Genomic DNA, 24,440 nt, shown 5'->3' on the forward strand with positions numbered 1-24,440 from the left:
TATGTCGGCGTCATCCCGCAGGGCGCTTTAGTCAATCAGAATGTATTTCTCTGACAGACGGTGCGCCAGATGCTTGAACATGTTGAATACTGCGGTGCTTTTTCCGGTAGGCATGCCTTTCTCATCCAGAAAGTAGTTACCACGGAAAATTAGCACGCCGTTTTTCTGCTCTACATCATCAGCATGCATGCCGTGCATAAAATCTTCGTGTTCCGCAATCATCTTGTTCGCCAGCTCCAGCATGGCAGCACGGGTGATTGGTTGTTTTTCGTCAGTATGAGTAGCAGAAGACATCGTCATTTTATTTCCTTGTACAGCGGTGTAACACAAACAGCCACTATTCTAGCATGACTGCGGTCACTCGCATGCCTGACGTTAATGATTCCACTATTTCACCATTCAATTACTCCTCTGCAGAGTGTCCGACTTGCTGAAAGCGATAGAGACTGCCCAAGTGCAGAATTTGTGTCAGTTCGTCTAGGGCGCGGCATGATTCGTCAAGCAAGGCCGGATCGCGCAAATCTGACAGTGTCAGTCGGTCGCGATAATGCTTGTTCACCCAATGTGTGAGTTGATCGATTTTCGCGTTATCAAGTAGGCAATGGGGCTGAACGGCAGCCATCTCATCGGCAGTGAGTACTATGCGCAAGCGCAGGCAGGCGGGCCCTCCGCCATTTTGCATGCTTTGGCGCAAATCCAGATAAGTGATCTGACTGAGCCGCGGATAGCGCTCTGGCAAAGCTTGCAGATAGGCACTGATGACCGGATGTTCTTGGCATTCGTAAGGCGCGATCAGGGCCATGCTTTGGTCCGGCAAGGTCACTAATTGTGAGTTAAACAAATAACTTTGTACCGCGTCGGTGACGCTCACTTGTTGTTCTGGAACTTCGATAAAGGCGATATCTGCAGCGCTTAAACGTTCTGTTACCGCTTGTTTTAGGCTTTCGGTCGCCAAAAAGGCCTGTTGGTGGTAAAACAGGACGCTTTCATTGCCCACGGCAATAACGTCGTTATGAAATACACCCTGATCAATGACTTGCGGATTTTGCTGAATGAATATCGCATTATCATGATCTAAGCCGTGTTGGCGAGCAATGGCCTGCGAGGCCTCCAGCGTTTGTCTGGCAGGAAAACGGTGCGGGAAAGTGCGGCTTTCATCAAAAAAAGAACGCCCGTACACAAAAATGTGAAGACCTGACATTCCATGCGTGGGGCATATTCGGGTATGGTTGGCCGCACCTTCATCGCTGAACATATCATGCGGTGGTAATGCGGGATGATGAGTAAAGTACTTGTCATCCGCAAAAACGGCACGCAGAATGCGCGCTGTTGTTTCTGATTCCAATGACCGATGAAATTTATTCAGCAAATTGGCCGGGGTAAAGTGAACTTTCCCATCATGGCTATCGGCGCTGGGCGTAACAGTAGCAGCGTTCGCCGTCCACATGGATGAGGCAGAGGTCACAGCGGCCAGCAAGCGCGGATTATACTGATAGGCTTTCTCCAAGATTTGGGCTCGGCTACCCGAAAACCCTAAATGGCGTAGCGCGCTCAGTAATGGCCGCTCGTGCGGTGGCAAAATGCCTTGCGCCAACCCTAGATTTAGCATCAGGCGCATCTTTTCTAGCCCTTGCAGCGCGGCTTGGCGCGGGTTGGAAGGGTGGTGAGCAAAGTGCGTGGATGCGATGTTACCGGCAGAAAGTCCGGCGTAGTTATGCGTCGGGCCGACTAATCCGTCGAAGTTGATTTCGCAACTGGTGTTCCGTGGTCGTGGCATAGGCAGTCATCCTGTCAGTGACAACCAGCATAGGGACATTAACGTCTAGGGAAGCGCTTTCGTTCTGTGTCATGCGATGCGGCATGCCTTCTTGAAGGAATAACAGCAGTCTTGGTTTTGTGCAAGTTGCACGGTCAGGATTGTATAGGTACTAAACAACAAATCAGTGGATAACGAAAAAGAGGTTGATCTCCTGAGTTTGTACCGCAATATAAATAAGAGACATTTTTACGGGCCAGCAGCTTACAGTGAGCGATGCGGTCGGAAAGGATAAATTTAGGTAATCACCACTATGGGTAAATCGCTCGTTATCGTAGAGTCCCCTGCGAAAGCAAAAACAATTAACAAATATTTGGGTAGCGATTTCATCGTTAAGTCCAGCGTGGGTCATATCCGCGATTTACCGACCAGTGGTTCGGCTTCGACCGCCGCTAAAAAAGCGCCGGTAAGCACTAAGGGCCTGTCGCCGGAAGAAAAAGCGATCGTCACCAAGAAAAAAGAGCGTGATTCGCTGATCTCTCGCATGGGGATAGATCCCTACCATGACTGGAAGGCGCATTATGAGATCCTGCCAGGCAAGGAAAAGGTGGTTACCGAACTGAAAACCTTGGCCGAAAAAGCCGATAAAATTTACCTCGCAACGGACTTGGACCGCGAAGGGGAAGCCATTGCTTGGCACCTGCGGGAAGTGATTGGTGGCGATGACACACGTTATCAACGTGTGGTGTTTAACGAAATTACCAAAAATGCGATTCAACAGGCGTTTGAAGCGCCGTCTGAGCTAAATCTGGATCGCGTTAATGCTCAGCAAGCGCGTCGTTTCCTCGACCGCGTGGTGGGCTATATGGTTTCGCCACTGCTGTGGAAAAAGGTTGCGCGTGGTTTGTCGGCAGGTCGTGTGCAGTCAGTTGCGGTGCGTCTGGTGGTAGAGCGTGAGCGCGAAATCAAAGCGTTTATCCCAGAAGAGTACTGGGAGCTGCATGCTGATTTGAATGTGGGTGAAACCCCACTGCGCATGCAAGTGACGCAGCGTAACGGCAAAGCCTTCGAGCCGGTTACCGGTGAAGAAACTGCGGCCGCGGTTTCTTTGTTGCAACGTGCGCAATACGTGGTGGCCGAGCGTGAAGATCGCCCGACCTCCAGTAAGCCATCCGCACCGTTTATCACGTCAACATTGCAGCAGGCAGCCAGTACACGTCTGGGCTATGGCGTGAAAAAGACCATGATGCTGGCGCAGCGTCTGTATGAAGCCGGTCACATCACCTATATGCGTACTGACTCTACTAACTTGAGCCAAGATGCGCTGGGTATGGTGCGTGGTTACATCGAATCAGAGTTTGGTGAGAAATACTTGCCAACCAATCCGGTGGTGTATTCAAGCAAAGAGAACGCTCAGGAAGCGCACGAAGCTATTCGTCCATCTGATGTCAATGTGCTGGCTGAACAGCTCAAAGACATGGAGCAAGACGCGCAGAAGCTGTATCAGCTGATTTGGCGTCAATTTGTGGCTTGCCAGATGATGCCAGCCAAATATGACTCCACCACTTTGCTGGTGTCGGCGGGTGAATTCACCTTGAAAGCTAAGGGCCGTACTCTGCGTTTTGATGGTTGGACTCGTGTGCAACCGGCGATGCGTAAAAACGACGAAGATCAGACTCTGCCGCACGTCGAGCAAGGTCAGATCTTGAGTATGATCGCACTGGATCCAAGCCAACACTTTACCAAGCCGCCAGCACGTTTTAGCGAAGCGTCATTGGTAAAAGAGCTGGAAAAGCGTGGTATTGGCCGTCCGTCAACGTACGCAGCGATTATCTCTACCATCCAAGATCGTGGTTATGTGCGTGTTGAGAACCGCCGTTTCTACGCCGAGAAGATGGGTGAGATTGTTTCCGATCGTCTGGAAGAGAACTTCACCAAGCTGATGAGCTACGATTTTACTGCTCATATGGAAGGTGAACTGGATGATGTGGCAAACGGCAAAGAAGAGTGGCGTCAGGTTCTGAATCGCTTCTTTAAAGATTTCACTTCACGCTTGGAAGTGGCTGAAAAAGATGAAACTGAAGGTGGCATGCGTGCTAACCCAATGGTGCTGACGGACATCGATTGCCCGACATGTGGCCGTCAAATGGGGATCCGCACGGCGACCACTGGCGTTTTCCTGGGCTGCTCTGGCTATGCGCTGCCACCGAAAGAGCGCTGCAAGACCACCATCAACCTGATCCCAGAAGCTGAGCTGCTCAACATTCTGGAAGGGGACGTGGCCGAGACCAACGCACTGATGGCGCGTCGCCGCTGTGCTAAGTGCGGCACGGCGATGGATAGCTATCTGCTGGATAACACCCGTAAACTGCATGTGTGCGGTAATAATCCAAGCTGTGATGGCTATGAGATTGAAACCGGTGAGTTCCGTCTCAAAGGCTATGATGGTCCGGTGATTGAGTGCGACAAGTGTGGCGCTGAGATGCACCTGAAAGTGGGCCGTTTCGGTAAATATATGGGTTGTACTAACCCAGATTGTAAGAACACCCGTAAGATTTTGAAGAGCGGTGAGATCGCGCCGCCGAAAGAAGATCCTGTACCGCTGCCAGAGCTGGCATGTGAAAAATCGGATGCATATTTCGTGCTGCGTGATGGTGCAGCTGGTGTGTTCTTGGCGGCCAATACCTTCCCGAAATCGCGTGAAACACGTGCTCCGCTGGTGGAAGAGTTAGTCCGCTTTAAAGAGCGTCTGCCGGAAAAACTGCGCTATTTAGCCGATGCCCCAGTAGCCGATCCGGAAGGTAATAAGACTACCGTGCGCTTTAGCCGTAAGACTAAGCAGCAGTATGTAGCATCCGAGAAAGAGGGTAAAGCGACCGGCTGGTCAGCATTCTATGTTGACGGCAAGTGGGTTGCTAAAGAGAAGTAATCATCCGGATGGGCAGCTAGTTACTATACAGCACAGAGCCCAACCGTTAGATAACGCGCACTTCGTATAAATAATGGCCGGTTTTCCGGCCATTGTTGTTTTTATGGCTTCTAGTTTCTATGGTTTCTATTGAGTGTGAGGCCGTGGGTTCGTACATGGATGATGTCATAAGGTGGTCAGTGTAGCTGCGTGTTATAGCCTTACGAGGTCGCGTGGCACTAGACTTGCTTAACACGATAACTCTCTCCCATGCAATGACTCGCCTAATCCTGTGCACACAACCTCATTGCGGCAATAAGAATATCTTCTGTGATATACCGGCAGGCGTTAATGCCAGATTGCACGCGATGCTCGCTTGGGATACGTGAATACAGGGATGGCAGTGTACGTGGGAATAAGAAAGCAAAAAGCCGCAAAGCGGCTTTTTAAATGATGAGGTAATTTACAAAATACATTACAGGTCGTGAGGGAAGTCAGATTATTGTCATTATGGCGTTATTATTCTGACTCTTTATAGATTGCTGTGCGGATAATTTATCCTTATGTAGCAAATATCCCTACTACGATTCGCTAATTACCATTTTTTCTTCGGCTGGAACAATATATCTAACTCATCGGTTTCTTTCTGACGGTTTTGTTTATCCAGCTTATTCTTTATTTCGTTCTGATGACGATTAATTTCTTCGATATCAGCCAGCATTCGCGAAGTCATTTTCTCGGCGTAATCATCTTCATATTTCGCCAGTGCATTGAGACCTTTAGTCAGCAGTTGTTTGGCATTAGACCACTGATTGGCCGTTAAGGCTTCACGGGCGCGCTTGTACAGATTGTCGATGTTAATCATCAACTGCAGACGCTCTAAGCGCTGGTTTTCCGTGATAAATGAGCGCGTTTCCATGCGGCCATAGCCATGCTCAGCGCGGATCACGGCACGCAGACGACGGATAAGTTTAAGTAATGCCAGCGCTTGCTTATCGTTTTCTGGTTGCGTGAAGCTGCTTAAGTCTTGACCTTTAAAGGATTGTTTTGATTGTTCGATCTGACTTTGCGTGGCAATCACTTGTTGGGCCAAATCGGCATTCTTATTGTCCAGTGCAGCGAGGCCTTTAATGGCGGTAAAACTGCGAACCTGCAAGCAAAGTAGCAGGTCTTTACTGAAGGGAATGATATTGATTTGGGAGAGCAGTTGGTCTGTCTCATCAATGATTGCTTTTAATTTTTGTGACTCAATTTTCTTTTCGTGTTCAATTCTTGCTCGGTTTTGCACAATAACGTTATAGCCAATAACGAGGAGTAAAAGAACACCAAGCAAGACGAAAAACAGCATTAAGTTCATAGACGGTGCTCTGAATCTGTAATTTTAGTAAAAACTCTGTCAAAGATACACTATCATGGGATTTCATGATAGTGGTTGTGTTTCTATTCTTGTACATGCATACAGAAAAACAAGCGATAAATCAGATTCTCAAAATCTGGTATAGGCTTATGCGCTATTCGCATGGCAATTTTTTGCTTTTATTAATAAACTGTATGTCAAGAGTATGCGCTGTTGGGAACTGGGCATACTTGCAAAGGTTGTATCGGCAATAATGCCAATAGAGTTAAAGGAATAACGGTTGAGTTGGCTATGAAATTACAACAGCTTCGATATATTGTAGAAGTGGTTAACCACAATCTGAATGTCTCTTCTACGGCAGAAGGGCTGTACACCTCACAGCCGGGGATCAGCAAACAAGTTCGGATGTTGGAAGACGAACTGGGCATCCAGATTTTTGAGCGCAGTGGTAAACACCTGACGCAGATAACACCTGCTGGACGCGACATTATCCGTATTGCGCGCGATATTCTGGCCAAGGTGGAAAGTATCAAGTCAGTGGCGGGTGAACATACTCATCCTGAGCGAGGAACGCTCAACATTTCCACTACTCATACCCAAGCACGCTATGCGCTGCCGAAAGTGATTAAAGCGTTTATCGAGCGCTATCCGAAAGTCTCTTTGCACATGCATCAGGGCACGCCAGCGCAGATTTCTGAAGCGGTGGCCAAAGGCGCGGCAGATTTCGCGATTGCCACTGAAGCGTTGCATCTGTATCACGATCTGGTGATGTTGCCATGCTATCACTGGAATCGTTCGATTGTGGTGTCGCCGAACCATCCACTGGCGCATAAATCGCAAATTACCATCCATGATCTGGCGGCGTATCCGCTTGTCACTTACATCTTTGGTTTTACGGGCCGCTCTGAGCTGGACTCAGCTTTTAATCGTGCTGGGTTGACGCCGCGTATTGTGTTTACCGCGACCGATGCGGATGTGATTAAAACCTATGTCCGTTTAGGCATTGGGGTCGGTGTCATTGCCTCGATGGCGGTAGATCCCGCGCTGGATAAAGATCTGATCGCCATTGATGCGAGCCATATCTTCGATGCTAGCACCACTAAAATTGGGTTCCGTAAAGGCACCTTCTTGCGTACCTATATGTACGATTTCATGCAGCGTTTTGCTCCTCACCTGACCAAGGATCTGGTTAATACTGCGATTTCATTACGCTCGAATGAAGAAATCGAAGAGATGTTTGAAGATATCAAACTGCCGGTGCGCTAGGAACCGAGCACTAAACCGCACGTCTAATACGCACGCACAGGTGGCCTGTCATAGGCGCTTGTGCGTTGGCGTTTTCTTATCCCAACTTCACGTCTTATTTTTGTCTTTTGTCTTAGGCTCCTCCGCGCATTGACGCTCATTTTTGCTTACTGACAATTGTTGATTTGTGCGCATTGTTACTCGGTTATCAGGCTATGTGCGGAGTGAGAGAGCAGTCGCGTGAAATAGTCATTGGCGAGCCGATAACGAGCGACTAAGATACGCGCGTTTTCCATCACAGCGCCGTGAATAGCATCAGCCTTGAATACCTTCTTTTAGTATTTGACGCGGGTGAACATGAGATTTCACTGCGCATTCTTGCAAATTCTTTTGTGCGGATACGAATCTTCGGCCATGACGTTGCATGAGCGGTTTGACAGGTTAGACACCTTGCTAGGGCAGTTACGCGAGTTCTGGCAGTTTTCCCCTTTTCACTATACGTCGGCCTATTTTGCCGATAAGGCTCCGGCACTGCAGGCGGCGTTAGACGCGCTGACCCTCGATGATATCGACCGGCTTGATGCAGATAGTGCTGCGCTCAGTGCTTTTTTACAGCCTCATATTCCTGCAGCCTCTGAGCTGGAGGCGTTGTGCGTGCTGCCGGCATTGGCGGCGCAGCAGCAACTGACTGCGCGTTCCGCGCCCAGGTTATCAGAGCGCAAGCAGCAACAGATCCACGATTTCATTGCCGTATTGCCCTCGTACCCGTTGCCGCTCTTAGAGTGGTGTGCAGGGAAGGGGCATTTGGCGCGCACACTGGCACGACATACCACGCAACCGGTGGAAGGCATCGAGTTACAAGCGGAGTTGTGCGCAAGCGGTACGCAGCTGGCGCAGGCCGAAGGGATTAGCCTGATTTTGCATCAGCAAGATGCACTTTGTCCGACAGCGCAGCGCTTTTTCCGTCCAGAACTGCATGCGGTGGGACTCCATGCCTGTGGCGAGCTACACATGCAGTTGCTGCGCCACGGTATCCATGCTGCCTGTGAGGCAATGACGATCTCTCCGTGTTGTTATCATAAAATCAGTGCCGACCACTATCAGCCGATGTCGCAGGTGGCCAATCAGTCAACACTGCAGCTAAGTCGCCATGATTTGCGCCTGAGCTTGCAAGAATCGGTGACTGGCGGTGAGCGTATCCGCCGTTTACGCCGCTTGGAAGTGAGCTACCGGTTAGGATTCGATGCTTTGCAGCGCATGGTGCGTGGTGTGGATGAGTACTTAAATCTACCGAATCTGCCGAAAGCGCTGCTCGGCGAGGGCTTTGCAGCTTTTTGTAATTGGGCTGCCGATAAGCGTGGTGTCACATTACCGCAGCAAGTGGATTGGTCGCATTGGGAAGCCATCGGCGAACAGCGTTATCTGTGTGTGAGTCGTACCGAATTAGTACGTCATCTTTTCCGGCGGCCACTGGAGATCTGGTTGGTGCTGGATCGGGCATTGTATCTGCAAGAGCATGGTTATCAGGTGCATTTGGGGACGTTTTGCGAACGCCACTTAACGCCGCGTAATGTGATGATTCATGCGCGCCGAGCACCGCATGCTTGCGTGCGCGATTCGCTCATCGTGAATAGCCGGACTCATGAATAAGCATAGTTAATAGAGTTAATTGAGTTAATAAAGTTAATAAAGCAGAGATAAAAAAACCGGTGCTAGGCACCGGTTTTTTATGAGCATAACTGGTCAGTGAGATGCACTGAGCGCTGAAAATCAGTCGCAGTGAACCACTTTGATGGCCAGACCACCACGGGAAGTTTCACGGTATTTGGCGTTCATGTCCTTACCGGTTTCCAGCATGGTTTCGATAACTTTATCCAGAGATACACGTGGCTCGCTGCTACGGCGCATCGCCATACGCGCTGCGTTGATCGCTTTCATGGAAGCAATTGCGTTACGCTCGATGCACGGTACTTGCACCTGACCGGCAACTGGGTCACAGGTCAGACCCAAGTTGTGCTCCATACCGATTTCGGCTGCTACACACACTTGCTCTGGTGAGCCGCCCAGAAGCTCAGCCAGACCAGCTGCGGCCATAGAACAAGCCACGCCCACTTCGCCCTGACAGCCAACTTCGGCACCAGAGATAGAAGCGTTCATCTTGTACAGCGCACCAATTACACCTGAAGTCAGGAAGTAACGACGGCAATCTTCTTCAGTGACTGGCTTGATGAAGTGGTTGTAGTAAGCCAGTACCGCAGGGATGATCCCACATGCACCGTTGGTTGGGGCGGTTACCACACGGCCACCGGCGGCGTTTTCTTCGCTCACTGCCAGGGCGAACATGTTTACCCAGTCAACCACGTTCATTGGATCGCTAGACAGCTTGTCAGAAGTAGACAGCAGGCGGTGCAGGGCTGACGCACGGCGAGGTACACGCAGTGGACCTGGCAGGTAGCCTTCAGTATTCAGGCCGCGCTCCATGCAGTCATGCATGGTTTTCCAGATAGCGTTGAAGTACGTAGTGATCTCTTCCATGCTGTGCATGGCCAGCTCGTTTTTCAGTACCAGGCCAGACAGTGACAGACCGGTCGCATGGCAATGCGCTAGCAGATCAGCAGCATGCTGGAACGGGTATGGCATTACCACAGAAGAAGTTTCTGCTTTACCGAAATGCTCTTCATCAACGATGAAGCCGCCGCCGATAGAGAAGTAGGTCTTGCTCAGTACCAGTTGGTCACCGGCAAACGCATGGATTTGCATGCCATTTTCATGCAGCTCTAAGTTAGTGCTGTGGAAATTCATGCCGCCTTCGCGTGGGAATTCCACCTCGTGCGCGCCTTTAGCCAGCAGCAGACGCTCGCTAGCTTCCACGTTTTTGATAAAGCCAGGGATAGAATCAATATCCACCGTATCTGGCATGTTACCCGCCAGACCCATAATGATGGCGATATCAGTATGGTGACCTTTACCGGTCAGGGACAGCGAACCGTACACATCGACGGCAATGCGAGTCACATCCTTGAGACGTCCCATGGTTACCAACTCATCGACGAATTGTTTACCGGCTTTCATCGGTCCGACGGTGTGCGAACTGGAAGGGCCGATGCCGATTTTGTACATGTCGAATACGCTAATCACGGTGTTCTCCTCAATCAGGCCTGCGGCCGAATTGGTCAATCAGGTTTAATTATTAACGCAGATTATCCTGCATTAAAGGTGAGTTTCTAAAATTTCTTGCTGTGGTTATCTACAAACCACAAAGGGGAGCCGGTAACCCAGCTCCCCTCCATCCATGGATGTTTTGTCTTTTTCAGTAATCAGATGAGGCTGAAGACAATCGCAGAAATCGCTACAGAACCCATCAGAACTACGAATGCATTGCTCAGCTTGTCACTACGGTACTTCTGCATCGCAGGTACTTTACGGATGGCATACATTGGCATGATGAACAGGATCATGGCAATAATCGGGCCGCCCAGTGACTCAATCATACCCAGGATGCTTGGGTTGATGGTGGCAACAATCCACAGGGTTGCAATCATAAACACTACAGTGAAACGGTCAATCTTCTTAACATCAGGAGTTTTACCATTTGCACGCATTTGCTTAATAATTAAGCCATTCAGACCTTCACGGGCACCTAAGTAGTGGCCGAAGAAAGAACTTACGATAGCAACGAAGGCAATCAATGGGCCTAAGTAAGAGATAAATGGACTTTCGTGCTTGTTAGCCAGGTAAGACAGAACAGCGATGTTCTGCTGCTTAGCAGCAGCCAGATCGGCTGGGCTCAGGCTCAGTACACAGCTGAATACGAAGAACATTACGAAGCCCAGCAGCATCATAGAAGTGCGCTTCAGGATTTGGCTTGCACGTTGTTCTGCATTTTTACCGTAAGAACGCTCCTGTGCCATAGAGAAGGCAGAGATAGCAGGCGAGTGGTTGAATGCAAAAATCAGTACTGGGATGGTCAGCCACAGAGTTGAACCGAAGCTAGCAAATGATGGCAACGGCGCGCTGATCATCGAGGTGTTCCAGTCCGGAATCAGGTAGATGGACAGGAAAGCAAGGATACCAACCAGTGGGTATACCAAGAATTCAGTTACTTTCAGCATCAGGCGTTCGCCGGCGATCATAACAGACATCATGCCCAGAATCAGGATGATAGACAGTACGCCGCGTGGCAGAGATTCCATGCCCAGCTGGTTCACCATGAAAGAATCCACGGTGTTAGTGATACCTACGCCGTAAATCAGCACGATTGGGTAGATAGCAAAGAAGTACAGCAGAGTGATCAGTTTACCTGCGGTTTTACCGAAGTGCTCTTCTACTACTTCAGTGATGTCGCTGCCTGGCTTAGAAGAAGACAGAACAAAGCGGCACATACCACGGTGAGCCAGGAAAGTCATTGGGCCTACGATCAGCGCCATAACGACCAGCGGCCAAAAACCACCCATACCGGCGTTGATTGGCAGGAACAAAATACCGGCACCTACGGCGGTACCAAACAGGCTCAGCACCCATGTGGTGTCTTGCTTACTCCAGGGAATACTGGCAGCGTTTGCTGCTGTATTGATGCTTACGTCTGATTTCATCTGGCTACCACCTTTGCAGGATAAAACTATATTGTTTGTCAGTTGGCGCGGGAGTATAGAGAGTTATATCGTCAAAGATATGGCGTCACGCACATTCTGTGATCTGACCGAATAGTCTTATGAATTAGTGTGATTCTTATCACTATGTATCCGATTGCGTAACTACAACTAGTGGTTGGGCGAAGGAAAAAACGGATTTCTTATGCAATCTGTAGCATGAGGTTGCGCATTATAGCGGCAGTAGCGCCCCAAATGAACTTTTTTTGAACAGAGATCGCATAAACGGTGTGCAGTTTATGCTTGCGCCAAAAACGTAGCGCCTGATAGTGGTGGGGATTCATGAGGGCGGCGAGGGGGATCTCGAAGATGCCTGCAACTTCATTATGATCAGCCGATAACGTAAACGGCGGCTCGATCAGTGCCACCACCGGCGTCACCTGATAACCACTGACCGTACTCAGTGCGGGTAGGCATCCCCAGATTTCGGCATTGGCCGGTGGCAAACCGGTTTCTTCTTGTGCTTCGCGCAGCGCCGTACAAATTGGCGAGTGGTCTTGGGCTTCTGCACGACCGCCGGGAAAGGCGATTTGTCCAGGATGATGGCGCAGATGCAGCGCCCGCTGTGTGAGTAGAAGCGTTGGCTCCGGTCGATTAACCAACGGGATGAGCACCGCCGCCTGTGCGCCTCCCCGCCACGGCATCGTCGGATGCGTAGCGGGCAGGGTCAGGTTAAAGCGGCTATGCAGGCTGCTGAGGCTCGGTATGTGCGTCATGGCGTGACTCATCACCGCTGTTATCGCCGTGCAGTGTGCAAGTGTTGTCTTGCGGTGCCGATTCATGCGCCGTCTGCGATTCGTCTTGTGCCTTGGACGCCATCGCGCTCGACTCGCTGGGCTCACAGGGAGTCGCACTCAGAATCGGTAAAATCTTAGCGACTTTATCCCGCGTTTCTTGGTATTCCGACTCCCACTGGCTGTCAGCGACCAGACCGCCGCCGGCCCAACAGTGCAGACGCCCCTGCGCCGCAATCAGGGTGCGGATGGTGATACTGGTATCCATCCGGCCGCAACAGCTTAAATAGCCGATGCTGCCGCAATAGGCGTTACGCCGCTGTGGCTCTAACTCATCGATGATTTGCATCGAGCGAATTTTCGGCGCTCCGGTAATTGAGCCGCCGGGGAAGCAGGCGCGTAGCAAATCCGTATTGCTACAGGTATCTGGCAAGCTCGCTTGCACGGTGCTGACCAAATGGTGCACCGCAGGGAAACTTTCTACGATGAACAACTCTGGCACGCTGACGCTGCCGGGCACCGCGACGCGCCCGATATCATTACGCATCAGATCGACGATCATCAGATTCTCAGCACGATCTTTTTCCGACATGGTCAGCGCGGCGGCCTCAGCACGATCAGAAATCGGATCGCTATGCCGTGGGCGGGTGCCTTTAATTGGCCGAGTGGTGACCTGTTGCTGTTCAACGGCCAGAAAACGCTCCGGCGAAACGCTCAGAATGCTGCCTTGCGGTAAACGCAAGAAAGCCGAAAAAGGCGCTTGGTTACTGGCATTTAGTCGCTCAAACGCTTGCCATTCGCTACCTTGATAGTCGGCAGAAAAACGCTGCGCCAGATTGACCTGATAGCAATCACCTGCATGTAAATAGGCTTGTACCTGATCAAATTTTTGCCGGTATTCCTCGGCGCTCATGTTGGCTTGCCACTCGCTGGTCAGCGTAAACGGCATCTCTTCTGCTGCACGGTCGGCATAGCTTTTTTGTGCGGCTAACAGCCAATGCCAGCGCGCATAAATATCGCCGTGGCTCAGTAGCGTCAGGGTTTGTTGCTGATGATCGGCAATTAAGGCCCAGTCATAAATGCCCACCGCCATATCCGGCACACTGATATCGCTGACCGCATGTTCTGGTAGCTGTTCAAAACGTCGCCCCAAATCATAGCCAAACAGGCCCAGAGCGCCGCCTAAAAACGGCAGGGTAGGATGCGCCGGTAAGTTTGGCAGCAACGCCGCTTGTGTCTGCGCCAATAAAGCCAGTGGGTCATCTTGATGTGTGGTTTGCACCTCACCTTGCGTAATGCAAGTGTGCTCACCGGTAGTGCACAACGTAGCCAGCGGCTCGGCCACCAAAATATCGTAGCGGCTGTGTGGATGCGTAGCATGGCCTGAGCTCAGTAACATGGCCCATGGCAAATGCGCAACGCTGCGGAAATGGTTATGTAACGCATCGTGCTGATATTCGAGAGCCAGACACGAGGGAAAGCTATTGTTATTTATAAACATCTCAGTTTTGTGATGTAGGTTAATTGGCGTGTGAGGCAGGACATAGTCACGTCATATTCGGAAGAGTATCATAGCTTCACGCTGTAGGGGATGGATTCGATAAGGATGTTGTTCTCTCTTTCTACTCTACTTCTAAATCTAAAAATTCTTATCAATGACCCCTGCTTACTTTGGAAGCCTAAAACGACAAGAGGATCGACCGAATGACCATCATCCGCAAAGATGACCTCATTGACAGTGTCGCGGACGCATTACAGTACATTTCTTATTATCATCCGCTCGATTTTATTAAAGCGATGGAAAACGCTTACAACAAAGAGCTGAATCCGGCCGCCAAGGATGCGATTGCCCAGATTCTGATTAACTCGCGGATGTGTGCAGAGGGTAAACGGCCTATCTGTCAGGATACCGGTATCGTGACCTGTTTTGTCAAAATCGGCATGCAGGTGCAGTGGGATTCTGACATGACCGTACAGGAAATGATTGATGAGGGTACCCGCCGCGCTTATACCTGCCCTGACAATACCTTGCGGGCGTCCGTGGTGGCCGATCCAGCCGGAGCGCGTAAAAATACCAAAGACAACACCCCTGCGGTGGTACATGTCGAGATGGTGCCTGGTTACAAAGTTGAAGTACTGATTGCAGCTAAGGGCGGCGGCTCGGAAAACAAAACCAAGATGGTCATGCTGAACCCTTCCGATGACATTGCTGAGTGGGTGGAGAAAACCCTGCCAAGCATGGGCGCGGGCTGGTGTCCACCAGGCATGCTGGGCATTGGGATCGGCGGTACGGCTGAAAAAGCAGCGGTGATGGCCAAAGAAGCCTTGATGGAAAGCTGCGATATTCAAGAGCTGATTGAGCGTGGCCCGCAAACCGCAGAAGAAAAGCTGCGTCTGGATATTTACCAGCGCGTCAACAAACTCGGTATTGGTGCTCAGGGCCTTGGCGGTCTGACGACTGTGCTGGATGTGAAAATTAAAACCGCGCCAACGCACGCGGCGTCTAAGCCGGTGGTGATGATCCCGAACTGTGCAGCCACTCGCCATATCCACTTTACGTTGGATGGTAATGGTCCAGCGGAGCTGGTTCCACCATCACTGGATGAGTGGCCTGATATCAGCTGGGAAACCGGTGATAGCGTGCGTCGCGTGAATCTGGATACCATCACTAAAGAAGAGATCCAGAGCTGGAAAGTGGGCGAAACCATTTTGTTGTCGGGCAAGATGCTCACCGGTCGTGATGCGGCGCACAAGCGCATTCAAGACATGCTGCGTAGCGGCCAAGGCTTGCCGGATGGCGTGGATTTCAACAACCGCTTTATCTACTACGTGGGCCCTGTCGATCCAGTACGTGATGAGGTGGTGGGCCCAGCTGGCCCGACAACCTCTACCCGCATGGACAAATTTACCGAGATGATGCTGGGTGAAACCGGTCTGATCGGTATGATTGGTAAGTCTGAGCGTGGTCCGGCGGCTATCGAGAGCATCAAAAAGCATAAAGCTGTCTATCTGATGGCTGTGGGTGGGGCTGCTTATCTGGTGGCCAAAGCCATCAAGAAATCCCGCGTGGTAGCGTTTGGCGATCTGGGGATGGAAGCCATCTACGAATTTGATGTGAAAGATATGCCAGTTACAGTCGCAGTCGACAGTACCGGTGCGAATGTGCACCAGATTGGTCCGGATATCTGGAAAGTGAAAATTGCTGAAATGAATGCCTGATACGGCGTCAATATTTGGCATGTTGTTCACTATGATGAATAAAAAGGCGCAGCGGCGCCTTTTTTGTTGGTGTTCTTTCTTATCGCGCTTATCGTATTTTGCGCCACTTCCCCTATAATCAGCCGCAGTTGTGACACCAAACGCTATTGCGAGGAGAGATCATGTTTGCAGATATGCCGGCGCTGAGCCACAGTGAACAACAGCAAGCGGCAGAGCGGATCCATGAGCTGATGGCTCAGGGATTATCCAGCGGACAGGCGATTGCGCAGGTTGCAGCCGAGATCCGTGCCAGTCGTCAGGGGGAAAGTACACGCGTTCTGTTTGAAGATGATGAACAAGATGAAGAGCACGACGCATGGGATGAGCGTGCCGACGACGACCGCGATGATGCGGATGAAGACGACGAGCACGGCTATTGAGTTGATGCGTGTCGTGTTCCACCGAGAGTCAGCCTTTGTTGGGCAAACAGTGTAGGACAATAAAAAAACCGGTGACGAGCACCGGTTTTTTTATCTCTTGGTATCAAATCATTTGGCTGCAATCAGTGCGCATCGACCCAAATAAATTTGATCAAGAACAGGGCAGCAACTGCCACAACGCACGGGTTCAGTTCACGCCAGCGACCGGTACCCACTTTCAGTACGCAGTAGGAGATAAAGCCAGTCGCAATACCTTCGGTGATCGAGAAGCTAAACGGCATCATGATGGTGGTGATGAACGTTGGCGCCGCTTCAGTCAGATCGCTCCACTTCACCTTCGCCAAATCGGCGGTCATCAGCACGCCCACATAAATTAGCGCACCGGAAGCGGCATAGGCCGGAACCATCGCCGCCAGAGGCGAGAAGAAAATCGCCATCAGGAACAGCAGACCCGTTACGATCGCGGTTAAACCAGTGCGGCCACCCACGGAAACCCCTGAAGAGCTTTCGATGAAGGCAGTCACGGATGACGTGCCCATGAAAGCACCACTGACGGAGCTGATACTGTCCACATACAGCGCTTGTTGCATGCGTGGGAAACGGCCTTTTTCGTCGGTCAAACCGGCTTTATTGGTCACGCCAATCAGTGTGCCGGAAGAGTCAAACAGGTTAACCAGCATGAACGAGAAGATAATGCCGGCCAGACCAATATCCAGTGATTTTGCCAGCTCTAGCTGACCAAATACTGGCGCGATACTTGGCGGCAGAGCAACCAGACCTTGGAATTTGACATCACCGAACAAGATCCCCAACGTGGTGGTCACCACCATAGAGATCAGCACCGCAGAATAAACGCCACGGGCAGCAAGGATAACAATCAGGAAGAAGCCCAAGGCACCCAGTACGCACGGGATGGAGGTCAGATCCCCCACGGCGACCATGGTGGCAGGGTTCGCCACCACGATCCCGGCATTATGCAGGCCGAGCAGGGCAATCAGCAGGCCGATACCACTGGTGATACCAATGCGCAGACTCATTGGAATATTCGATATCAACCAGTAACGGACGCGGAAAATGGTCAGCAATAACAGGCCCACCGCACCCCAGAAAATGGTGCCCATGCCGATTTGCCATGAGTAACCCATACCTACAACCACCACGTAGGCGAAGAAGGCATTCAGGCCCATGGCCGGTGCCAGTGCAATTGGCAGGTTGGCAAATATCCCCATCAGGATACTACCCAAGGCAGCAATCAGACAGGTGGTAACGAAAACAGCTTGGGTATCCATACCGGCACTGGAGAGGATTTGCGGGTTTACGAAGATGATGTAAACCATGGTCAGGAAGGTGGTTATTCCTGCGACCAGTTCCTTTTGAGGATTGGTGCCGTGTGCTTTTAGCTGAAAAAACTTTTCCAGCAAGCCATCTTTTCTTGCAGTATCTACGTGAGTATTCATTGCTCAGTCTTAATTTAAATAAGAGAAAAGTATGCGCTCTGTTCTCCGAAAAGCGGTGTGGCCGTCGCCGAGGGGGAAGTGACAGACAGTGAGAGGCATCACACTCTGCGTATTTTTACATAAAAATGTGATGTGACATAGTTTGATACCAGATCTTTTGCTTGTGCCTGCTCCGCGTAATAAATTTCATGCATATGCAACGCTCGGCCTCTATGGCAGTGTGAGCTATCTTGCAAATTTTGCAGCTCTTGCTCGACATGTTTGCTAATGGCGTGCGGATAGGGGGATACACGGCGTGGTGAGGCGATGAAACAGTTATTTGGCAGGCTGACACTTATCTGGCGGCCATCTGTGCTCATCGGGCATTGCACGAGTGTGCGGCAGTTTTAAAATCCAAACAATCGAGATGTACATCAGCAGCCTGAGCATCCACAATGAGCAGGAGATTTTTTTACGTAGAACAGGAATCAAAATGTCAGAACAGTGGACCACCATTGATGCGATTGCCCGCCAACGTCAGTCAGATGTGCTGATGGTTACGTTTTTCCGTCCAGAAGAATCTGAGCTCGATGAGTTTGATTACGCAACCTGCGCGGTGCGTAACAAGGCGCTGGCATGGTTTGATCAACAAGGTATCGGTTACCGTGAATGTTTTGATTTATGGCCGGATAACGATGCGGATGTGCCGTATCTGGGCGAGCTGTTTATTGATGTGCCGGTGGATGAAAATAACCCACGGTATCTGGATGTGGTGCATAAGTTTGAGCACGAAGACGGTAGCAGCCGTTACCCGGGCGTGAGCCTGTTCATCATCCCGCTGAGCTTGGCGCAAGAGTATCGTCATCGCGATAAAGCGTAATAGCGAAGCGTTTATTCTACGCGGCACGTTGAGTTGTCCGCCTATAAAAAAAGCATGCCGTGAGGCATGCTTTTTTGTTGTGTACGTCTTAACTGCGTACACACTGTATCAATACTGGATTACAGTACGTGTACAGAGGCAGTGTTAGTTGTGCCGCTTGGTACCAGCGCGCCGGAAACCATAACAACCACATCACCTTTCTCACCCAGACCAGAAGCCATCGCGGCTTCTTTGCCCAGACGGTAGAAGTCATCGGTAGACGCGATAACTGGAACTACCATTGGAGTGATGCCTTTGCTCAGGATCAGCTGCTGAGCAGTTTTCTCGTTAGTGGTCAGCGCCAGAATGTTGGCCTGTGGGAAGTACTTACGAACAGACTTCGCTGACTTACCACCTTCGGTAGCAACTACGATCAGTGGCGCTTGCAGTTTTTCTGCAGTCTCAACCGCACCTTTACATACGGCTTCGGTGATACGCAGCTTGGCGCTATCGTTAGAAGCAGACAGGTTGCTTGGCATTACACGGTCAGTACGCTCACAGATGGTCGCCATGATGGTAACTGCTTCCAGAGGGTATTTACCTTTGGCGCTCTCACCAGACAGCATAACGGCATCGGTACCGTCCAGGATGGCGTTAGCAACGTCACCCGCTTCTGCGCGAGTTGGACGTGGGTTCTTGATCATAGAATCCAGCATCTGAGTCGCGGTGATAACCACTTTACGTGCGCGGTTACATTTTTGGATCATCATCTTCTGCGCGAAGATAACTTCTTCAACTGGGATCTCAACACCCAGGTCGCCACGTGCAACCATGATGCCGTCAGAGGCTTCCAGAATTTCGTCGAAGTTGTCCAGACCTTCTTGGTTTTCGATCTTGGAGATGATCTGAATCTTCTCGCCGCCGTGTGCTTTCAGGTGCTCACGGATAGCCAGTACGTCGTCACGCTTACGGATGAAGGAAGCCGCAACGAAGTCTACGCCTTGCTCGCAACCGAAGACCAGGTCACGCTTGTCTTTTTCAGCCAGAGCTGGCAGCTGGATGGAAACGCCTGGCAGGTTAACGCCTTTGTTCTCGCCCAGATCGCCGTTGTTCAGAACGGTACAGATAACTTCTTTGTCGGTTACCGCAGTCACTTTCATGCCGATCAGACCGTCATCAACCAGAACGGTATCGCCTTCTTTCAGGTCAGCTGCGAAACCTTCGTAAGTTACCGCTACGCGGTCTTTGTTACCGATGACAGATTTGTCAGTGGTGAAGGTGAAGGTTTGGCCGGCAACCAGAGAAACGTCGTTACCGCCTTCCAGTTTGATGGTACGGATTTCCGGACCTTTGGTGTCCAGCAGGATAGCGGCACGCTTGCCGGTTTCTGCCATTACTGCACGCAGATTGCGGATACGGTTACCATGCTCTTCATAGTCACCGTGAGAGAAGTTCAGGCGCATGACATTCATGCCTGCATCCAGCAGCTTACCCAGCATCTCTTTGGATTCGGTTTTCGGGCCGATGGTACAAACGATCTTAGTTTTTTTCATGATCAAATTATCTGCGACTAGTAATGAATGGATTCGGGTTACCAATCTGCACTGTGCTCAGAAAATGCAGACGGCTAACAGAACAGATTGATAACGCTATATCGCCATAAGAATGTGAACACTTCTTGAATAGAGCCAGAAGTGATTCCTGACAGCGGGAAAAAAGAACAATAGAGAAACGAGGTGAACAAAGATGATAGGCAGGTTTTCGCGGGGCAGTCGCCGTGCATGTGTGCACGTGGAAGGCCTGAAGAACGCGAGAATAACCGGTTAATATCATCATAAAGACGTAAATAACATACCTGATTGTTCAACCTGTGGGGCGGTGATCCGGTCGACGGAATCACTCATGTTATGTGCTGACGTTTCATCAAATCAGTGTAGAGCGTATGTGAAATAACGGTCACACTTTCGTCGGCGATGACCATTATAGGCAGGAAAAGAGGATTTTCAAGCGATCTGAATCGATTCAGTTGTGGCACGTAACAGCATGATTTTATTTTAACCGCGAAAAAAATACAGTAAAGCGACTTTTACGATTGCCTTCACAAACTCAGGTGTGATGAATCAGTCGTAAATGTTGCAACGGTACAGGGCGTCAAAATATTTATCGACATTCTCTACATGAATGACATCGGGATCGCACAACACCGCTGGCGGTGAGACGATCTTCAATACGATGTTGAGCAGGTAAAGTGCGCACCAGATTAGTAATGCGATATACAACACTTTTTTGGTCATATGCACTCCTAATCAGATGGCGGTATTTCGAGCTGACCACTGTCGGTCGTTTTTCATCTCTCGGTTTTATCTAATGTGTAGTGTAATTCGATGGTGAACACAACCGCTATTGCGCTGAGTTTTCTGAATAAAGTTAACAATTTGTCTGATAATGTGAGGTGGGCAGTGACTCAGCATGGAATGACGCTCTTGGCTCTTTGTTTTTTATCCCATTAACGCTTTTAAGCGGCGTATGCCGTGCTTGGCGGTTCAGGGTTAAGACCTCGGGTTGAGGGCTATTTATTGGCTAAGTGCACTTAGGTGGCAGCAAGGCGCGGGAAGGGCTTGGTCTATTGCCAGTGAGCGATTACAATCGCCCCCTTTGCAAGAGAGTGCGCCGTTTTGATAAGCGTTGGCGTACACTTTCTGGCGTAGGTTACTGACAGCTAAAACCCGCAGCCGCACGACGGTATCCGGCGGAATGAGACGAAGGAGTCTGAAAATGGCCATTAACTGGTTTCCGGGGCACATGCACAAGGCGCGTAAAGAAATCGCCGAAGCCATGCCAAATGTCGATTTGATTATCGAAGTGCTCGACTCTCGTATCCCGTTCAGCAGTGAAAACCCGCTGGTTCCGGCTTTGCGTGGTGATACGCCGTGCCTGAAAATTTTGAATAAATCGGATTTGGCCGATCCTGTGGTGACTCAGCAGTGGATGGCGCATCTGGAAAAAGAAAAAGGCATCAAAGCGATTGCATTAACGCAGCAGCAGCCGGAGCAAATCCGCGCCTTGCTGGATTTGTGTGTGCAGATGGTGCCAAACCGTACCACGCCAGATAAGCCACTGCGCGCGATGATCCTCGGGATCCCGAACGTCGGTAAATCCACGCTGATTAATACCTTGGCTGGGCGTACGATTGCCAAAACCGGCAACGAAGCCGGTGTGACTAAGATGCAGCAGCGTATCAAGCTGGATAACAATATTGTGCTACATGATACCCCGGGATTTTTGTGGCCGAAATTGTCACCGGAAGCGTGTGGTTACCGCTTGGCTATCACCGGCGCAATCAAAGATACGGTGATCGATCACGAAGAAGTGGCGATGTTTGCGGCGGAGTATTTCTTGCAGGCTTATCCTGAGTATCTCAAAGCACGTTTCCAACTGGATGAGTTGCCTGAAAGTGATATAGAACTGATGGATGAGATTGGCCGTCAGCGCGGCTGTCTGCGCCGCGGTGGGATTGCGGACTTGAATAAAGTGGCGACCTTGCTGCTCAACGAATTTCGTACCGCGACCATTGGCCGCATCAGCTTAGAAACGCCAGAGATGATTGTGCGTGAAAGCGAAGCCGAAGCGATCCGCTTGGCACAAAAAGCCGAGCAAGATGAGCTGAAAAAGAAGAAAAAGAAAAAACGTAAGTAACTCAATCTACGTAACGAACAAATACTGTGTGTTTGATATGAATAAGAGGAGCCGATAGGCTCCTTTTTTCTGTCACTGTGTTTATACGTTTATTCCTCTATATTAATTCCTCTAAATTCCTCGCCGAACTGTTTGACTTGCTTATCTCGCGGTTAATGATGACGCGCGTTTCAACCATTTACACCTAACCTTCCGCAGCATTTCGCAGAACTAAAATATCGGCTTGCCCGCAATTAACATCTCGTAAACAAATTAAGAGTGCATAGTTGCGCATGGGCAATGTTCTGTGCGTGGCGTTTATGCAATTTGGATAAGGTGTGTGGGGTGAATGCAAATTACCCTGCGTTGGCCTTGTTCTGTTTCTTTCGCATTGTTTATCAGGGTCAGGAAGAGCTATGTCGCAAAACGCTGTGTTACAAAAGGCTATACGACGAGGTGCTATGTTTAATGCAGGGGCAGGAGCGTGGCTGTCACTGGTTACATTATTGGCAGTGCCGCAGTTCGCTGCTGCGCATGGGTACGTGGAATATCCGGCGGCCCGCCAAGAGATTTGTGATAAAGATGGCGGCTATTGGGATTCGCAAGATGGTTCGACCATCCCCAACTTAGCGTGTCGTCAGGCCTATCAGCAGTCCAGTTGGTATCCTTTCGTACAAAAGCCTGAGTTTTCGCGTTTGGTCAGTAATTACCGTGAGTTAACCGCGGTAAAGGCGGCGATCCCAGATGGCACGCTGTGTGCTGCGGGTGACACTAAAAAAGCAGGCATCGATATGCCGTCTGCGGCATGGAAGAAAACCCTGATTGATGTCACCCAAGGCGGCAAAGTGACTGTACGTTTCTTAGCTGCGACGCCGCATAATCCCAGTTTCTGGCAGTTTTTCATTTCCAAACCAGGCTTTGATGCTGCGACACAAAAATTGGCATGGGCGGATTTAGAGCTGCTTGCCAATTTCAACGATGTTGCGGTGACCACGCTTGATGGCAAAAAGTATTATCAGATGGAGATTCAACTGCCCACCGATCGTACCGGTGATGCGGTGCTCTATACCCGTTGGCAGCGTGTAGATCCAGCGGGTGAAGGTTTTTATAACTGTAGTGATATTACATTTACCGGTTCATCAACGGCCACGGCTTGGATAAACAAAGGAAACTTTGTCAAAGCCGGCCTCGATGCGCGTGCCGGTGAAACGGTGTGGTTCCGGATTTTTGATGCGTCAGGTAAAGAGGTAGTGTTTGAGAAACTGCCGGTGACTACCGCGAATGAGGCTGAATTTGTATGGGCGCAGCAATTAGCGGACAAAGTGAATTCAGCGTATGCCACATTGGCCCAAGTTGGCGTCGTGGATAGTCGTGGCAATGTCGCGTATTCCAGCGCGGACTTGTACAGCAATCAGGTTTATACCAAAAACAAAGATTACACCTATCAGTTGGATCTGCGTGCCAGCAATGCAGCGCCAGTGGTCAGTGCTCCGGCGACCCTGACGGTCAAAAGCGGACAAAATCTGCTGTTTGATGTGCAGGCGACTGATGCCGAGGGCGATAAGTTGACCTTTACGAGCTCTGCCGGCAGCGTATTGGTCAGTGGTAATAAAGCCTCGGTTACGTACAGTGCGCCGGTGTCGAGCAATAATCTCGCGGTAACCATTAACATTACGGTCAGTGATGGTGTTAATAGTGTGGTCACGCCGGTAGCGGTAACAGTGCAGGGCAGCGGTGCGGTCACGCCGGAACAACCTCAAGCGTGGGATGCAAACAGCACCTACCAAGCGAATGCGGTGGTGACTTACAACGGGGTGCAATATAAGGCGCAGTGGTGGACCAAAGGTGAAACGCCGGGCGTCAGCAGTGTTTGGCTGAAAGTGGTATCCACTGGCAGCGGGCAAAATGGTGAGTGGTCATCAGAGACTGCTTATACGGCGGGGCAATTGGTGACTTACCAAGGCAGTAGCTATAAAGCCCGTTGGTGGACGAAAGGCGAAATCCCACCATCTTCTGCGGTATGGCAGAAACAGTAGGCTCTATAGTTTCGTCGGCGTCACGGTTGGCATCGAGTTGGCCTCTCGTAGGTATCGTTACGGTGCTCGAGTGCCGCCAATAAAACCTCATAATGAGCCATCAGCCGCGGCTGGTGGCTTGTTTGTTACAAGCTGAAACCGAAAACT

Annotated in this window: 18 protein-coding genes; 8 read left to right on the forward strand and 10 right to left on the reverse strand. The window is 50.5% G+C overall.

What is annotated here, in order from left to right; translation table 11 throughout:
- Positions 1-27 precede the first annotated feature (27 nt).
- Together LQ901_RS04690 and astB are read right to left on the reverse strand one after the other, a co-directional pair.
- Entirely contained in the window at positions 28-294 is a 267-nt protein-coding gene (locus tag LQ901_RS04690; protein ID WP_039044963.1) for a YciN family protein, read from the reverse strand.
- Between the two features lie 109 nt (positions 295-403).
- Positions 404-1,777 (reverse strand): N-succinylarginine dihydrolase, encoded by a 1,374-nt coding sequence (gene astB, locus LQ901_RS04695; RefSeq protein WP_064977926.1) that lies wholly within the window; start codon positions 1,775-1,777, stop codon positions 404-406.
- Positions 1,778-2,069: 292 nt separating this feature from the next.
- Between astB and topA the strand changes: the two genes are divergently transcribed.
- Positions 2,070-4,685: a type I DNA topoisomerase gene (topA, locus tag LQ901_RS04700; protein WP_039044872.1), complete on the forward strand. Its 2,616-nt coding sequence runs from the start codon at positions 2,070-2,072 to the stop codon at positions 4,683-4,685.
- A 574-nt stretch (positions 4,686-5,259) separates the two neighbouring features.
- On the opposite strand, the gene LQ901_RS04705 is transcribed toward topA, so the two are convergent.
- Positions 5,260-6,021: a hypothetical protein gene (locus tag LQ901_RS04705; RefSeq protein ID WP_010863936.1), complete on the reverse strand. Its 762-nt coding sequence runs from the start codon at positions 6,019-6,021 to the stop codon at positions 5,260-5,262.
- Between the two features lie 291 nt (positions 6,022-6,312).
- Here LQ901_RS04705 and cysB point away from each other — a divergent pair, with 291 nt between their 5' ends.
- Both cysB and LQ901_RS04715 read left to right on the forward strand, forming a co-directional pair.
- The gene (cysB, locus tag LQ901_RS04710) at positions 6,313-7,287 is read left to right on the forward strand and encodes an HTH-type transcriptional regulator CysB (protein WP_010863935.1); all 975 of its coding nucleotides are present in this window, start codon (positions 6,313-6,315) and stop codon (positions 7,285-7,287) included.
- Between the two features lie 393 nt (positions 7,288-7,680).
- Positions 7,681-8,916, forward strand: coding sequence for a methyltransferase (locus LQ901_RS04715; RefSeq protein WP_064977925.1), 1,236 nt, complete (start codon positions 7,681-7,683; stop codon positions 8,914-8,916).
- Positions 8,917-9,036: 120 nt separating this feature from the next.
- On the opposite strand, the gene LQ901_RS04720 is transcribed toward LQ901_RS04715, so the two are convergent.
- From LQ901_RS04720 to pabB, 4 genes are all read right to left on the reverse strand, one after another.
- The gene (locus LQ901_RS04720; RefSeq protein WP_010863933.1) at positions 9,037-10,404 is read right to left on the reverse strand and encodes an L-serine ammonia-lyase; all 1,368 of its coding nucleotides are present in this window, start codon (positions 10,402-10,404) and stop codon (positions 9,037-9,039) included.
- Between the two features lie 179 nt (positions 10,405-10,583).
- Positions 10,584-11,858, reverse strand: a complete 1,275-nt coding sequence (locus LQ901_RS04725) for an HAAAP family serine/threonine permease (RefSeq protein ID WP_039044871.1) — start codon at positions 11,856-11,858, stop codon at positions 10,584-10,586.
- 200 nt (positions 11,859-12,058) lie between these two features.
- A complete protein-coding gene (locus LQ901_RS04730; protein WP_064977924.1) occupies positions 12,059-12,631 on the reverse strand; it encodes a CoA pyrophosphatase in 573 nt (190 codons plus the stop codon).
- A complete protein-coding gene (pabB, locus tag LQ901_RS04735; protein ID WP_064977923.1) occupies positions 12,597-14,150 on the reverse strand; it encodes an aminodeoxychorismate synthase component 1 in 1,554 nt (517 codons plus the stop codon). Before pabB ends, LQ901_RS04730 begins: the two co-directional genes overlap by 35 nt.
- Before the next feature lie 203 nt (positions 14,151-14,353).
- Here pabB and LQ901_RS04740 point away from each other — a divergent pair, with 203 nt between their 5' ends.
- On the forward strand, positions 14,354-15,868 hold the full coding sequence (locus LQ901_RS04740) for a fumarate hydratase (RefSeq protein WP_152137078.1): 1,515 nt from the start codon (positions 14,354-14,356) through the stop codon (positions 15,866-15,868).
- Positions 15,869-16,029: 161 nt separating this feature from the next.
- A complete protein-coding gene (locus LQ901_RS04745) occupies positions 16,030-16,287 on the forward strand; it encodes a YoaH family protein (RefSeq protein WP_064977921.1) in 258 nt (85 codons plus the stop codon).
- Positions 16,288-16,409: 122 nt separating this feature from the next.
- On the opposite strand, the gene LQ901_RS04750 is transcribed toward LQ901_RS04745, so the two are convergent.
- Positions 16,410-17,744, reverse strand: a complete 1,335-nt coding sequence (locus LQ901_RS04750; protein WP_036769848.1) for an NCS2 family permease — start codon at positions 17,742-17,744, stop codon at positions 16,410-16,412.
- Positions 17,745-18,216: 472 nt separating this feature from the next.
- On the opposite strand from LQ901_RS04750, the gene LQ901_RS04755 reads away from it, so the two are divergent.
- Entirely contained in the window at positions 18,217-18,603 is a 387-nt protein-coding gene (locus tag LQ901_RS04755) for a hypothetical protein (protein WP_010863926.1), read from the forward strand.
- Between the two features lie 119 nt (positions 18,604-18,722).
- Here the strand turns inward: LQ901_RS04755 and pykF are convergent, their stop codons facing one another.
- Positions 18,723-20,135 (reverse strand): pyruvate kinase PykF, encoded by a 1,413-nt coding sequence (pykF, locus tag LQ901_RS04760; RefSeq protein WP_039044867.1) that lies wholly within the window; start codon positions 20,133-20,135, stop codon positions 18,723-18,725.
- Between the two features lie 567 nt (positions 20,136-20,702).
- Entirely contained in the window at positions 20,703-20,876 is a 174-nt protein-coding gene (locus LQ901_RS04765) for a hypothetical protein (protein ID WP_156121220.1), read from the reverse strand.
- A 481-nt stretch (positions 20,877-21,357) separates the two neighbouring features.
- Between LQ901_RS04765 and ylqF the strand changes: the two genes are divergently transcribed.
- Together ylqF and LQ901_RS04775 are read left to right on the forward strand one after the other, a co-directional pair.
- A complete protein-coding gene (ylqF, locus tag LQ901_RS04770; RefSeq protein ID WP_233671995.1) occupies positions 21,358-22,278 on the forward strand; it encodes a ribosome biogenesis GTPase YlqF in 921 nt (306 codons plus the stop codon).
- Between the two features lie 440 nt (positions 22,279-22,718).
- Positions 22,719-24,293 (forward strand): lytic polysaccharide monooxygenase, encoded by a 1,575-nt coding sequence (locus LQ901_RS04775; RefSeq protein WP_233671996.1) that lies wholly within the window; start codon positions 22,719-22,721, stop codon positions 24,291-24,293.
- Positions 24,294-24,440 lie beyond the last annotated feature (147 nt).

The sequence above is a fragment of the Plesiomonas sp. PI-19 genome, from assembly GCF_021368255.1.
Classification (GTDB): domain Bacteria; phylum Pseudomonadota; class Gammaproteobacteria; order Enterobacterales; family CAMTGL01; genus Plesiomonas; species Plesiomonas shigelloides.